Origin of the sequence: Methylocella sp. (genome assembly GCF_041905455.1) — a bacterium.
GTDB lineage: Bacteria > Pseudomonadota > Alphaproteobacteria > Rhizobiales > Beijerinckiaceae > Methylocapsa.
On sequence record NZ_JAYRLA010000021.1, the window covers coordinates 1 to 14,170 of the forward strand.

The following is a 14,170-nucleotide window of genomic DNA, read 5'->3' on the forward strand; positions in this document are numbered from 1 at the left end:
CTCCACTGAGCCTCGTTCAGCTCATAGCGTCGCACGCCCATCGATGCGCTCCGAATCAAAAAAATCCGCAGCCCATTGATTCCGCGCCAAACGCAAAAATGAACCCTGAATGTCGATTGGTCCTAGGAGAGGTTCTGCGCGAGCTCCTTCAGCCCGCGCCGGATGAGCTCGCCGGCGCCCGCCTCCGGCCCCAGCGCCTTGAGCGAGGCCGCGACCGCCGACGAGGCCTGCGCGCGGGCGTAGCCGAGATTGACCAGCGCCGAGAGCGCGTCGGCCGCCGCCCCGCCCTGCGGCGCGCCCGCGCCGGACGCCTCCGAGAGCCCCGCGAGCGGCGCGCCCGAGGCCGGCGCCCTGTCCTTCAGCTCGGCGACGATGCGGGCGGCGAGCTTGGCGCCGACGCCCGGCGCGCGCGAAAGCGCCGCCCTGTCCTGCGCCGCGACGGCCGCGGCGAGCTCGTCCGCGCCGAGCGCCCCGCCGATGGCGAGCGCGACGCGCGCGCCCACCCCCTGCACCGACTGCAGCAGGCGGAACCAGTCGCGCTCGGCCTCGCCGAGGAAGCCGTAGAGGCGGATCTGGTCCTCGCGCATCTGCGTCTCGACATGCAGCGCGGCCGCCTCGCCGCGCCCCGGCAGCGCCTGCAGGACGCGCGGCGAGCAATGGACGAGGTAGCCGACGCCCTGCACGTCGAGGACGACGTGGTCCTCGCCCTTGGCGTCTATGAGGCCCCTGAGCCTTGCGATCATCGCGGCCTCATCGCGCTCTGGCGGCAGCCGCCTGCGCCAGCGCGCGGCTCGCGCGCAGCCGCGCATGGGTCAGCGCGACGGCGAGCGCGTCGGCGGCGTCGGGCGTGCCGGCGTCGCTTCTCGGCAGCAGGAACTTCACCATGAGGCCGATCTGCGGCTTCTCGGCGTGGCCGTTGCCGGTCACCGTCTTCTTGATGAGGTTGGCGGCGTATTCGGCGACCGGCAGGCCGGCGAGCGCGGGGGCGAGCAGCGCGACCCCGCGCGCCTGGCCGAGCTTCAGCGCCGACTGCGGATCGGCGTTGACGAAGGTCTCCTCGACCGCCGCCTCGTGCGGGCGCAGCTCCGCGATGACGCGCGCGAGCCCCTCGTGGAGGGTCCGCAGCCGCTCGGCGAGGCTGAGGTCGGAGCGCGAGCGCAGGCTGCCGCAGGCGAGGAAGGCGAGCCGCGAGCCCTGCGCCTCGATCACGCCCCAGCCCATGTTGCGAAGGCCGGGATCGACGCCGAGGATGCGGATTGGCGGAGCGCTCATCGGCGCAGCCTAGCAGAAAGGCGTCACTCCATCAGCATGCGCTTCAGGAGCTCGAGCTCCTCGGTGAGCGCGGCGTCCTTGGACGCGAGGCCGTCGATCTTGCGCACGGCGTGCAGCACCGTCGTGTGGTCGCGCCCGCCGAAGCGCCGGCCGATCTCGGGCAGCGAGCGCAGGGTCAGGGACTTCGCGAGATACATGGCGATCTGGCGCGGCCGCACGACGTTGGCCGTGCGCCGCGAGGACAGGATGTCGGCGCGGCTGACGTTGAAATGGCTGGCGACGAGCTTCTGGATGTCCTCGATCCGCACGCGCTTGGGCTCATGCGAGCGCACGAGGTCGCGGATGGCGAGCTCGGCGGTCGAGACCTCGAGCGGCGCGCCGCTGAGCGAGGCGTGGGCGAGCAGGCGGTTGACGGCGCCGTCGAGGTCGCGGCCGTTGGTCTGGATGGTTCTGGCGACGAAGGCGGTCACGTCCTGCGGCACGTCGAAGGCGGGGTTGGCGCGCCGCGCCGCGGCGATGCGCCCCTCGAGGATGCGCACGCGCAGCGCCTCGTCGAGGCCGCCGATCTCGACGCACAATCCGCCGGCGAGGCGCGAGCGCACGCGCTCGTCGAGGCTTTCGAGCTCGGACGGCGGCCGGTCGGCGGCGATGACGATCTGCCGATGCGCGTCGATCAGCGCGTTCAGCGTGTGGCAGAACTCCTGCTGGATCGACTTGCCCTGCAGGAACTGGATGTCGTCGATGACGAGGATGTCGATGCCGCGCAGCTTCTCCTTGAAGGCGATCGCCGTCTGCGCCTTCAGCGCCGAGACGAAGCCGTACATGAAGCGCTCGGCGGTGAGATAGACGACGCGGCGCCCGAGCGACTGCGCGTCATGCGCGGCGGCCTGCAGGAGATGCGTCTTGCCGAGGCCGACCGCGGCGTGGAGGTAGAGCGGATTGTAGGTGAGGCGCTCCTCGGGCGTCGCGGCGGCGACGCGCTGGGCGGCGGCGAGCGCGAGCTGGTTGGAGCGGCCCGCGGCGAAGGTGGAGAAGGTCAGCCGCGGATCGAGCGGGGAGCCGGCGAGGATGTCGGTTTCGGCCTCGGCTTGCGCCTTGCGCGGGGCCTCCGGCGCGCGCGGGGCGGGCTTTTGCGCGGGCGCCGCGGGGCGCGCCTCCTCCTCCGCCTCGGGCGCCGCGCCCTGCGGACGGTTCGAGGAGCGCACCGCGAGCGCGAGCGTGCGCACCTGTGGCAATTCGGCGGCGAGCGCGGCGAGGAGCTTCTCCGCGTAATGCGACTGGATCCAGCTTTTCAGGAAGCGCGTCGGCACCGACAGCGACGCGACGCCGTCCTCGACCGTTTCGAGCTCGAGACGACCGAACCACGAGGAATAGACGTCTTCGCCGACGTCGGCCCTCAGGCGGCGTCGGACGCGCATCCAGGCCTCGCCGTCGCCGCGATCTTGGGAATGGTCCTGAAAGGTGCGCAAAGTGAGCATCGGCCTTCTTCTAAGCGATACGGACGCTTCGCGCCGCGGCGACGCGGCGCGGCGACGGCTGGTCGGTGGGAAAAGGGGTGCGCCGTCTAGAGGCGGTCGGGAGGCGCCGTCGTGGCGGAGGGCGCGCCAAGGTCGGTCGCCGGGCCGGAGGCGCCTTGCGGCTCTTGTGCTCTGCGTCGACCCATGACCTGTTTCTCCCCTCTCGCGGCGCCGCCGCGGACGCCCGCGGCCGGCGAAATTATAGCGCTATACTTATAGAGGCAGGACTTCGCGCGCCCGCGCGAAGTTGCGCGAACTAAAAGCATGCGCTCCTATTATGAAGAAAAAGTTCGCCGACTTTGGAACAAGATGGCCGCCTTGTCGTTACGCCGACTCATTGTCGTTTTTGCGAAAAGCGAGTCGAAACAACAGGCCGAGCACTTGGCCCCCGCCGCCGTCGAGCGGATTTGACTCTAGCATAGGAAGGACCGGCCGCAAGCCGCCCGCCGTCCGAAATTTCCGCGCCGCGGGCGCAAGCGCCGCCGCGAAACGTAAAAACGTCGAAAAACTGTCACTAAGAGCCTGATTCCACGCTCTCGGCCGCAGACGCGGCGAAGATGCCGCAGACGGTTTAAAAGAATCCGAAGCCCGACCTGAATCACGGGGAAAACTCCCCTTCCCCCGCGCGCGCCGCGGGCGGCCGCGCGCTTTGTCTACAAGTCGTTGTGAATCATGGCGAATGACTGTGCGGAACGCGTCACGACGCGAACGCAAGCGATCGACGCAAGCGCGGCGCGAACGCGAAAAGCCCGGCTTTCGCCGGGCTCGGGGCCGTCGCTGAAACGTCGGATTCGGCTACTTGCCGAGGGCGCTCACGCGGGCGCTGAGGCGCGAAACCTTGCGCGAGGCGGCGTTCTTGTGGACGATGCCCTTCTGGGCGGCGCGCATCACCAGCGGCTCGGCGGCGCGCAGCGCGCTGAAGGCGGCGTCCTTGTCGCCGGAGGCGATCGCCTCCTCGACCTTGCGCACATAGGTGCGCATCTGGCTGCGGCGCGACTTGTTCACGGCGGTGCGCCGCGCGATCTTGCGGACGGCCTTCTTGGCCGACGGGGTGTTCGCCATCTTGATAAAGGTCCTGGACGAGCTTCGCCGAACGCCGCAGGCAGGCCCGGGCGCGTCAAATCGGAAGCCGCGCTTATAGAGGCCGGGCGCGGCCGCGTCAACGCGTCGGCCTAAATCATGCGCGCCGCGCGGTCGAGGATGGCGTTGAGCGATTTCGCCGCGGTCGCGAGCTTCTCCTCGTCCGTGTCCGGCGCCTCGACGTCCTCGAAGGCCGCGCCGATCATGTGCAGGACCAGGAGCCGGCGGCGCGTGTCCCTGTCCTCCACGGCGGCGGGGCCGCCGCGCACGGCGCTCATGTAGGAGTCGACGAAGATCTCGGAGAACTGCACGAGGTTCTCGGCGAGCCGTTCGGACGCGGCGACCGGGTCGGGCACGAGGGTCGCGACGGCCCGCTCCGCCGCCGCCACCACCTTGGCGAAGGACACGATCATGGTCGCGACGTCGCGCAGCGGCGAGGCCTTGACGCGCGTTCCGCCCGGCCCCGGCGCGCCGCCCCTGAAGCCGACGATGATGACGTCGTCCTTGACCACCAGCGCATGGGCGAGCCGGTAGTCGCCATGCGCGCAGATCTTGCTCGCTCCGACCGGCGGCGCGGCGTCGAGCGCCGCAAGGAGCGCGAACATCTCCTCGCGGCGGTCGAGCAGCCGTTCGGCCTCCGATCCGCCGCCGTCGCCGCTCGCCTCCTCGTATCGGTCGAACACGCGCTCCGCCGCGGCGCGCAGGCTCCCGACGTCGGCGCGAAGGTCGTCCTGGGTCAGCGGCTCGGCGGCGAGCGCCGCGTCCGTCGTCGGGCTGGCCAGCGCCTGATGCATCTGCGCGGTGCGAAGGCCAAGACGCTGCATGTGCGGCATGTAGGTCGAAAAGCTCGGCGTCTCGGGCGAGGCCTCGGCGTCGGGGCTCGCGGGCGAGAAGGCGTGCGCCTCGAGGATGCGCTTCAGGGCGTCGAGCGTCCAGGTCCAGGCGTCGCCCTGGCAACGCGTGAAGGTTTCGAGCGAGGCGAGCGCCTGGCGCGTCCCGTCAGGGCCGACGCGCCAGGCGACGCCGAGCAGGCGCGGCGTGTTGGGGAAGCGCCCCTCCTGAGTGAGGAAGCGCCGCACGCGCAGGTCCGGCCGCTCGCCGTCCTCGAGCCTGCGGACGATCTTCAGCGACAGCTGCTTGTCGAGCACGAGCGTCGAATGGCCGCGCGCCGCCGCGAGCTCCTCGACCTCGTGCGCCGCGACGGCGAGCTCGGGCGCGGCGGCGTCGAACGGCGAAAAGACGATCTCGCCGCCGCGCCGGGTGGCGATCCGCGCTTCGGCCCGGAACGCCTCGAGCATGGCGCGGGCGAACGGCGGGCAGCTTTCGGCGTCATAGAGCAGGCCCATCTGGGCGCCGCGGCGCAGCTTGGCCGCCGCGGCGAGAGGGGGCGGCGCGCCATCGCCGCCCTCGCGCTCGGCCGCGAGCGGGGTGAAATAGGCCGCCCTCTCGCCCGCCTGATCCTTCACGTCGAGCAGGGCGAGGAGATGGCGGCGCTCCTCGCCGTCGCCGTCGCCGACGAGGACGGCGCTGTCGGCGAGCGCGACCGTGAAGCGCCCAAGGCCCGCCGGAAACCAGCGCCGCGAGCGCAGGAACTGCGGCGCGACGTCCCGCTCGAAGGCGGTCAGCTCGCGGCCCGAGAAGATCGTCTCGATCGGCCCGACGGCGACGAGGGTGAACAGCTCGGGCGGGCTCTCGAGGCGCCCGCGCTCCTGCGGCAGGGGCTCGAGGCGGAACCAGTAGAAGCCGTAGGCCGGCAGCGTCAGCATGTAGGGGAGCTCGCCGATCGGCGGGAACTCCGAGCCGGCCGTCATCTCGACCGGCTGCGCGCCGCGGAATTCGGAGAGGTCGAGCTCGACCGCCTGCGGCGCGCGCGAGACGTTGACGACGCACAGGATGCGCTCGTCCTCGCTCTCGCGCAGATAGGCGAGCGTCTTGCGGTTGGCGGGATAGAGGAAGCGCAGCGTCCCGCGCCCGAAGGCGGCGGTCGAACGGCGCACGGCGATCATCCGCCGCGTCCAGGTGAGCAGGCTCGACGGGCTCGCAAGCTGCGCCTCGACGTTGACCGCGTAGAAGCCGTAGACGGGATCCTGGATCGCCGGCAGGAACAGCCTCGCCGGGTCGGCGCGGCTGAAGCCGCCGTTGCGGTCGACCGACCATTGCATGGGGGTGCGCACGCCGTCGCGGTCGCCGAGATAGATGTTGTCGCCCATGCCGATCTCGTCGCCGTAATAGACGACCGGCGTGCCCGGCATCGAGAACAGGAGCGAGTTCAGGAGCTCGATCTTGCGGCGGTCCTTCTCGAGCAGCGGCGCGAGGCGGCGCCTGATGCCGAGGTTGATGCGCGCGCGCTTGTCGGCGGCGTAGAACGACCAGAGGTAGTCGCGCTCCTTGTCGGTGACCATGGCGAGGGTCATCTCGTCATGGTTGCGCAGGAAGATCGCCCACTGGCCGCCTTCCGGCAGGTCGGGCGTCTGGCGCAGGATGTCGGTGATCGGATGGCGGTCCTCCTGCGCCAGCGCCATGTAGATGCGCGGCATCAGCGGGAAATTGAACGCCATGTGGCACTCGTCGCCGTCGCCGAAATATTCGCGCGCCTCCTCCGGCCAGACGTTGGCCTCGGCGAGCAGCATGCGGTCGGGATAGTCGGCGTCGATCGCCGCCCGGATCTTCCTGATGATGGCGTGCGTCTCGGGCAGGTTCTCGCAAGGCGTGCCGTCGCGCTCGACGAGATAGGGCACGGCGTCGAGCCGCAGGCCGTCGACGCCCATGTCGAGCCAGAAGCGCATCACGTCGAGGACCGCCTCGATCACCTTCGGATTGTCGTAGTTGAGGTCGGGCTGGTGCGCGTAGAAGCGGTGCCAGTAATAGGCGCCGGCGACTTCGTCGTAGCTCCAGTTCGACTTCTCGATGTCGCAGAAGATGATCGGGACGTCCTTGTACTTCTGGTCGGTGCCCGACCAGACGTAGAAGTTGCGCGCCGCCGAGCCCGGCTTCGCCGCCCGCGCGCGCTGGAACCACGGATGCTGGTCCGAGGTGTGGTTGACGACGAGCTCGATGATCACCCTGAGGCCGCGCTGGTGCGCCTCGCGCACGAAGGCCTTGAAGTCGCGCAGGCTCCCGTAGGCGGCGTTGATGTCGCGATAGTTCGAGATGTCGTAGCCGTCGTCGCGCAGCGGCGACGGATAGAAGGGCATCAGCCAGATGGCGGTGGCGCCGAGATCCTTCACATAGTCGAGCTTCTGCGTCAGCCCGGCGAAGTCGCCGACGCCGTCGTTGTCGCTGTCGAAGAAGGATTTGACGTGAAGCTGGTAGATGATGGCGTCGCGGTACCAGCGCACGTCGCTGCGGTCGATCATGAAGCTCGCTCTTTCGGGATTGCGTCGACGGACGGGCCGCGCGGCCGCGCCCCGCAGCCTTGAACGGCGCAGCGCCCGGGAAGGATCCCGGGCGCCGAGGATGGGACGAAGGAAAGAGCGGAATCAAGACGGCGGCGATCAAGAAATCGTCGCCTTGAGGGACCCGGCCGGCGTCAGTTGGGCCGCGCCGGCTTCGGGCGCGCGGAGCCAAGGTCCTGCGCGCAGAACCACGGCTCGGCGTCGGCGATCGTCCCGGAGCGGACGATCGAGCCCGCCGGATGCAACGAGCTCTCGACCTCGGCCTCGTCCTCGCCGGCGATGGCGGAGAGGCAGCGCGCCGCCCAATGGTCGATGCTGTTGTCGCGCAGCGCGCCCATCAGCTCGCGCCAGCGCTCCCGCCGCTCCTCGAGCGGCATCGCCACCGCCCGCGCGATCGCCGCCGCGGTCGCCTTGACGTCGTAGGGGTTGACGATGAGCGCGGCCTTCATCTCCTGCGCGGCGCCGGCGAATTGCGAAAGCACCAGCACGCCCGGATCCTCCGGCGACTGCGCCGCGACGAATTCCTTGGCGACGAGGTTCATGCCGTCGCGCAGCGGCGTGACGAGGCCGACCCTGGCGAGCCGGTAGAGGCCGGCGAGCGCCGACTGGCCCATCGGCTTGTTGATGTAGCGCAGCGGCGTCCAGTCAAGGTCGCCGAAGCGGCCGTTGAGCGCGCCGACGGCCTCCGCCACCTCGCGCTCGATGCGGGCGTATTCGGGCACCTCCGAGCGCGACTTGGGCGTGATCTGCAGCATGGTGACGCGCGCCTTCGCCGCCTCCGGGCAGGCCTCGAGAAAAGCCCCGAAGGCCTCCAGCCGATGCGTGATCCCCTTGGAATAGTCGAGCCGGTCGACGCCGATGACGAGGTCGCGGCCCTCGAGGCTCGCGCGCACGCGCTTGACGAGGGCGTTGCGCTCGGCGAGCCTCGCCTCGAGCGCGAAGGCCTCCGGATCGATCGAGATGGGGAACGCCTCGACCTCGAAGGCGCGTCCGAAGGCCTCGATCCGCCCGTCGGCGAGGACGCGGGCGGCGCCCGCCTCGATCAGGCAGTCGCGGAAATTGTCGGCGTCGGGCCGGGTCTGGAACCCTGCGACGTCATAGGCGCTGAAGGCGCGCAGCAGCCGCCGGTAATGCGGCGTCGCCGCCGCCGTCGCCGGCGCCGGCCAGGGGATGTGGTGGAAATAGCCGATCCGGTTCTTCGCGCCGAGCTTGCGCAGCTCGTCCGCCAGCGGGATCATGTGATAGTCATGCACCCAGACGATGTCGTCGGGGCGCAGCAGCTTCATGAGGCGGCGCGCGAAGAATTCGTTGACGCGGAAATAGCCCTCGGCGTGCCGCTCGCTCATATGGGCGAGGTCGAGCCGGTAATGGCAGATCGGCCAGAGCACGCGGTTGGCGAAGCCGTGGTAATAGTCCTCGACGTCGCGCCGCGTGAGGTCGCTGACGGCGAAGGTGATCGGCCCCTGCGTCCTCTTCTGCGTCTCGCGCGATTCGGCGTCGGCCGCGGTCTTGCCCGACCAGCCGAACCAGACGCCGCCCCGAACGTGCAGCGCCGACTGGAGCGCGACCGCGAGGCCGCCCGCGGCGGGCGCGCCGTTGGAGGGAGCCGGAACCCTGTTCGACGCGACGATCAACCTGCCGACAGACTCGCCGGCCCTGGCGAAGACCGGCTTGTAGAGAAGGTCGAGGTTAACCATGGTCGGGCTTGTCTCCTCTTCTGGCCTGATCCTTGCCTCGTCAAACGCCCAAGCGGCGAAATCGTTGCGAAGTCCGGGACGCGCCTCCCTGTCGCCGCCAAATCTTGGCGCTGAACATGGCGAAGCTTTGGCTCGCCGGCGGCCGCGGCGCGGCGTCCTCGCGACAAAGTGAGGTTTTGGCTGGCCTTACGTGGCGAGCTCGGCGCCGGCCTCAGCCTTCATGTCGAAGGCGGCGGCGAACAGGGCCCGCGTGTAGTCGCTTTGCGGGTCGGCGAGCAGGCGCGCGGCGGGCCCCTGCTCGACGAGCCGGCCGGCGCGCATCACCATGATCTCGGTCGAGAGCGCGCGCACCACGCGCAGGTCGTGGCTGATGAACATATAGGCGAGGCCGCGCTCCCGCTGCAGATCGCGCAGAAGGTCGACGATCTGCGCCTGCACGGACATGTCGAGGGCCGACGTCGGCTCGTCGAGGACGACGAATTTGGGCTCGAGCGCCATGGCCCGGGCGATGGCCACGCGCTGGCGCTGGCCCCCCGAGAACTCGTGCGGATAGCGGTCCATCGCCGCCGGATCGAGGCCGGCGGCCTCGAGCGCGCGGGCGACGATCTCGCGCTTCTCCTCGTAGGAAAGACGTCTTCTCTGCACGGAAAGCCCTTCGGCGACGATGTCGACGATCGGCAGGCGCGGCGACAGCGAGCCGTATGGGTCCTGGAAGACGATCTGCATGTCGCGCCGGCGCGGGCGCAGCTCCTTCTGGCGCAGCCCGTCGATGCGGTTCCCCATGAACACGATCGGACCTTGCGAGCGGATCAGCCGCAGCAGCGCGAGGCCGAGCGTCGTCTTGCCCGACCCCGACTCGCCGACGACGCCGACCGTCTGTCCCTCGCGGATGGCGACGCTCACCCCGTCGACCGCCTTCACATGGCCGACCGTGCGGCGGAAGAAGCCGCGCCGGATCGGGAACCACACCCTGACGTCCCGCGCCTCGAGGATCGGCCGCGCCTCGGGGTCGAACGGCGGCGGCGCCCCCCTGGGCTCTGCGGAGAGCAGCGCCTTCGTGTAGGCGTCGCGCGGATGGGCGAACACCTCGCCGACCGGCCCCGCCTCGACGATCGCGCCCTTGCGCATCACCGCGACGTCGTCGGCGATCCTGCGCACGATGTTGAGGTCGTGGGTGATGAACAGCATCGCCATGCCGTGGCGGGCCTGAAGGCTTTTCAGAAGCTCGAGGATCTGCGCCTGCACGGTCACGTCGAGGGCGGTCGTCGGCTCGTCGGCGATGAGCAGGTCAGGCCGGTTCGCCAGCGCCATGGCGATCATGACGCGCTGGCGCTGGCCGCCGGAGAGCTGGTGCGGATAGGAGGAGAGCCGCTCGGCCGGGTCGGGGATGCCGACCTCCTCGAGCAGCTCGACGACGCGGGCGCGGATCCTGTCCGCCCCGCGCGCGCCGTGCAGCTCGAGGATCTCGCCGATCTGCCGCTCGATCGTATGCAGCGGATTGAGCGAGGTCATCGGCTCCTGGAAGACCATGGTGATCCGCGCGCCGCGGATCGCGCGAAGGCGCGGCGCGGGCAGGCTCAGCAGGTCCTCGCCGTCGAACAGCGCGCGTCCCGCGATCTGCGCCCCCTGCGGCAGCAGGCGCACGAGCGAGAGCGCGGTCACGGATTTGCCCGAGCCCGATTCGCCGACGAGCGCGAGGGCGCGCCCGCGCGCCAGCGAAAAGGAGACGCCGCCGACGGCGCTCGTCAGCGCGTCGCCGGAGCGGAAGGCGACGGAGAGGTCCTGAACGTCGAGGAGCGGGACGTCGGCCGTGGGGCGTTCCGGCAATAAAGGCTCACCAGTTGTTCTGGATCAGCGTGATCGTTGGGCCGGCGAGGACGATGGGCGGCATGACCGGCGCCGTCAACCCCCACGGATGCAATGTGTCCGCGGCCGGCGCCGTCCCCTGCTGCGCCTCCATCGGGCTGCTGAAGAGATCGGCGCTGGAGAGGGAGCTATGGTCCGAATTGTCGAGTCCGAGGGCGTGGATCAGCTCATGCGCCGCGATCACCAGCCTGCCGGGATCGCCGAGCAGGCGTCCCTTCGCTCCGCCGATCTTCGGCGTCGCCGGCACATAGGTGAAGGCCTTGGCGACCGTCGCGTTCGAGCCGAAGACCTGCTTCACGAGATTGGTGTGGCCCTCCATGGCGTCGCCGCTCAGCTTGTCGCTGAAGGACTGGTTGAACGCCGTGAAGCTGGCCGTCCCGTTGATCGTGTCGAACTGGACGTCGGCGCCGCCGACGCCGCTCGGGTCCGGCGGGCTCGTCGCGAGAACGAAGACGACGCCGAGCGAATGCTTCGCCGAAAGGGCGTTGACGTCCGCCATGGCCTTGGCGAAGACCTTGCCCCAGGCGCCCTTGGCGACATTGGGCGTCGGGAAAATCGAAAGCCGCCCCGCGGCCTTTACGGCGGCTGTCCATGGCGTCGGCATCGTCCGCCCTCCCCGGCGATCGTCCTTCAGGCGTTGCGGTCGTCGTCCTTGTGGAAGCAGCAGACGCAGCCCGAAACCATGATCTTTCGTCCGCGCTCACGCTCGAGCATTTCGTCGTCGAGCGCGGCGATCGTCATCTTGCCGACGATGTCGTCGGCCTGCGACTGATAGGAGCGGTTGACGATGTCGCGCGCCTGCTTGAAGCCGAGCGCCGCGGCGGCGGTGGAGGGGCCATAGAGCTTGGCGGCGAGTTCGCCGGATGCGATGCGCGCGCCGTCGATCTCGATGAGGGCGATCTGGATGCGGTGCACGTAATCGCCGGCGCAGCCCTGCGTCACATGCCAGCGATCCTCGGCGAGGCAGCCCCGCAGCCTCGCGTCGTTGCGGAACAGTTGCGAGCGCAGCGGCATCGCCTCGATCCTCCCGGAAGGACCTTCGCACAAAAGCGCCGGACGCAGAAGCGCCTCGCGAACGGCCGGCGCTAGCGCAGCGCCTTCCTCGGATCGAAGGCGTCGCGCACCGCCTCGCCGATGAACACCAGCAGCGAGAGCATGAGCGCGATGACGACGAAGCCGGTGAGGCCGAGCCACGGCGCCTGAAGGTTCGACTTGCCCTGCAGCAGAAGCTCGCCGAGCGAGGGCGAGCCGGGCGGCAGGCCGAAGCCGAGAAAATCGAGCGCCGTCAGCGTGGTGATCGATCCGTTCAGCACGAAGGGCAGGAAAGTCAGCGTCGCCACCGTGGCGTTGGGCAGGACGTGCTTCAGGATGATCGCCGGATCGGAGAGGCCGAGCGCCCGCGCGGCGTTGACATATTCGAAGTTGCGCGTGCGCAGGCATTCGGCGCGCACGACATGGACGAGCGACACCCAGGAGAACAGGAGCAGGATGCCGAGCAGCACGAAGAAGCTCGGCGTGATGATCGAGGAGATGATGATGAGGAGATAGAGCTGCGGCAGCGACGACCACACCTCGATGAAACGCTGCGCGACGAGGTCGGTCCAGCCGCCGTAATAGCCCTGCAGCGCGCCGGCCGCGACGCCGACGATCGAGGAGACGGCCGACAGCGTCAGCCCGAACAGCAGCGACAGCCGGAAGCCGTAGATGAGCCTCGCCAGCACGTCGCGGCCCTGGTCGTCGGTGCCGAGCCAGTTCCATTCGATCGCCCTGCAGCCGCCGTCGGGATCGGTCTTGCTGAAGCGCTTCGAGGCGGCGAGGCACTGCGCCTTGCTCAGCATCCAGGTCGGCGGCGAGGGCGCGGGCGTCGGCAATTGCCGGTTGATGGTGCGGTAGGAGAAGCGGATCGGCGGCCAGACGATGAAGCCGTTGGCCTTGATCTCGCTCGCGATGGTCTCGTCGCGATAGTCGGTGCGCGCCAGGAAGCCGCCGAACTTCTCCTCCGGATAGTCGCGCAGGATCGGGAACAGGGCTTCGCCCTTGTACATCACGAAGATCGGCCGGTCGTTGGCGATGACTTCGGCGAACAGCGACAGGACGAACAGGGTCATGAAGATCCAGAACGACCAGTAGCCGCGCCGGTGCGCCCTGAACAGGGCGAGGCGGCGCCGGTTGATCGGCGAGAGGCCGCGCTTGGCCTCCCGCACGACCGGCGCCGTCGCCTGCGCTTCGAGGACCGGCGCGTCCATCACGCCTCCCGCGTCGAGAAATCGATGCGCGGATCGATCCACATATAGGTGAGGTCCGAGGCGAGGTTCACGAACAGGCCGATCAGCGCCATGATGTAGAGGTTGGCGAACACCACCGGATAGTCGCGGTTGACGATCGACTCGAAGGAGAGAAGCCCGAGCCCGTCGAGCGAGAAGATCGTCTCGATGAGCAGCGAGCCGCTGAGGAAGGCGGCGACGAAGGCGCCCGGAAAGCCGGCGACGACGATCATCATGGCGTTGCGGAAGACGTGGCCGTAGAGCACGCGCCGCTCGGTGAGGCCCTTCATGCGCGCCGTCAGCACATATTGCTTGCGTATCTCGTCGAGGAACGAGTTCTTGGTGAGGAAGGTCTGGGTGGCGAAGGCGCCGAGCGTCAGCGCGGCGACCGGCAGGGTGATGTGCCAGAAATAGTCCCTGACCTTGCCGACGAGCGAGAGCTGGTCGAAATTTTCGGAGGTCAGGCCGCGCAGCGGAAAGATCTGCCAGAACGAGCCGCCGGCGAACAGCACGATCAAGAGGATGGCGAACAGGAAGCCCGGGATGGCGTAGCCGACGATGACCAGCGCCGAAGTCCACACGTCGAAGCGGGAGCCGTCCGACACCGCCTTGCGCACCCCGAGCGGGATCGAGATGGCGTAGGACATCAGCGTCATCCACAGGCCGAGCGAGATCGAGACCGGCAGCTTCTCCTTGATGAGGTCGATGACCGGCGCGTCGCGAAAGTAGGAGCGGCCGAAATCGAACAGCGCGTAGTTCTTCAGCATCATGAAGAAGCGCTCATAGGCCGGCTTGTCGAAGCCGAACTGCTTTTCGAGCTCGGCGATGAATTTCGGGTCGAGCCCCTGCGCGCCGCGGTATTTCGCCGAAAAATCCCCAGCCGCCGCGGCGCTCTCGGCGGCGCCCCCTCCCCCGCCGAAATTCGCCGTCGCCCCGGCGTCGAGCCCCTGCAATTGCGCGAGGATGCGCTCGACCGGGCCGCCCGGAGCGAACTGCACGATGACGAAGGAGATGAGCAGGATCCCGAAAAGGGTCGGAATCATGAGCAGGACGCGGCGCGCGACATAGGCCAGCATCGC

The 14,170-nt window shown here is 69.3% G+C and carries 12 protein-coding genes; 1 reads left to right on the top strand and 11 read right to left on the bottom strand.

Going from position 1 to position 14,170, the window contains the following annotated elements; all coding sequences use genetic code 11:
- Positions 1–122: 122 nt before the first annotated feature.
- From ruvA to dnaA, 3 genes are read right to left on the bottom strand one after another with little or no spacing between them, the layout of a single operon-like run.
- Positions 123–743, bottom strand: a complete 621-nt coding sequence (ruvA, locus tag ACE3OG_RS14525) for a Holliday junction branch migration protein RuvA (protein WP_374309889.1) — start codon at positions 741–743, stop codon at positions 123–125.
- A gap of 7 nt (positions 744–750) precedes the next feature.
- On the bottom strand, positions 751–1,272 hold the full coding sequence (gene ruvC, locus ACE3OG_RS14530) for a crossover junction endodeoxyribonuclease RuvC (RefSeq protein ID WP_374309891.1): 522 nt from the start codon (positions 1,270–1,272) through the stop codon (positions 751–753).
- Positions 1,273–1,295: 23 nt separating this feature from the next.
- The gene (dnaA, locus tag ACE3OG_RS14535) at positions 1,296–2,750 is read right to left on the bottom strand and encodes a chromosomal replication initiator protein DnaA (RefSeq protein ID WP_374309893.1); all 1,455 of its coding nucleotides are present in this window, start codon (positions 2,748–2,750) and stop codon (positions 1,296–1,298) included.
- Between the two features lie 303 nt (positions 2,751–3,053).
- On the opposite strand from dnaA, the gene ACE3OG_RS14540 reads away from it, so the two are divergent.
- Complete coding sequence (locus tag ACE3OG_RS14540; protein ID WP_374309895.1) at positions 3,054–3,200, top strand: hypothetical protein; 147 nt, start codon at positions 3,054–3,056, stop codon at positions 3,198–3,200.
- 384 nt (positions 3,201–3,584) lie between these two features.
- On the opposite strand, the gene rpsT is transcribed toward ACE3OG_RS14540, so the two are convergent.
- The 8 genes from rpsT to ACE3OG_RS14580 all read right to left on the bottom strand — a co-directional run bounded on the left by rpsT (position 3,585) and on the right by ACE3OG_RS14580 (position 14,167).
- Positions 3,585–3,851, bottom strand: coding sequence for a 30S ribosomal protein S20 (gene rpsT, locus ACE3OG_RS14545; protein ID WP_374309897.1), 267 nt, complete (start codon positions 3,849–3,851; stop codon positions 3,585–3,587).
- Between the two features lie 110 nt (positions 3,852–3,961).
- A complete protein-coding gene (gene treS / locus ACE3OG_RS14550) occupies positions 3,962–7,225 on the bottom strand; it encodes a maltose alpha-D-glucosyltransferase (RefSeq protein WP_374309899.1) in 3,264 nt (1,087 codons plus the stop codon).
- 173 nt (positions 7,226–7,398) lie between these two features.
- Positions 7,399–8,961: a trehalose-6-phosphate synthase gene (locus tag ACE3OG_RS14555; RefSeq protein WP_374309902.1), complete on the bottom strand. Its 1,563-nt coding sequence runs from the start codon at positions 8,959–8,961 to the stop codon at positions 7,399–7,401.
- A gap of 186 nt (positions 8,962–9,147) precedes the next feature.
- Positions 9,148–10,788 carry an ABC transporter ATP-binding protein gene (locus tag ACE3OG_RS14560; protein WP_374309904.1) on the bottom strand — a complete coding sequence of 547 codons (1,641 nt, stop codon included), beginning with the start codon at positions 10,786–10,788 and terminating at the stop codon, positions 9,148–9,150.
- 7 nt (positions 10,789–10,795) lie between these two features.
- Entirely contained in the window at positions 10,796–11,431 is a 636-nt protein-coding gene (locus ACE3OG_RS14565) for a hypothetical protein (protein ID WP_374309906.1), read from the bottom strand.
- Positions 11,432–11,457: 26 nt separating this feature from the next.
- Positions 11,458–11,841, bottom strand: a complete 384-nt coding sequence (locus tag ACE3OG_RS14570; protein WP_374309908.1) for a hypothetical protein — start codon at positions 11,839–11,841, stop codon at positions 11,458–11,460.
- 71 nt (positions 11,842–11,912) lie between these two features.
- The gene (locus ACE3OG_RS14575) at positions 11,913–13,073 is read right to left on the bottom strand and encodes an ABC transporter permease (RefSeq protein WP_374309910.1); all 1,161 of its coding nucleotides are present in this window, start codon (positions 13,071–13,073) and stop codon (positions 11,913–11,915) included.
- On the bottom strand, positions 13,073–14,167 hold the full coding sequence (locus tag ACE3OG_RS14580; protein ID WP_374309912.1) for a microcin C ABC transporter permease YejB: 1,095 nt from the start codon (positions 14,165–14,167) through the stop codon (positions 13,073–13,075). The genes ACE3OG_RS14575 and ACE3OG_RS14580 overlap by 1 nt, the downstream gene beginning before the upstream one ends.
- Between the last annotated feature and the right edge of the window lie 3 nt (positions 14,168–14,170).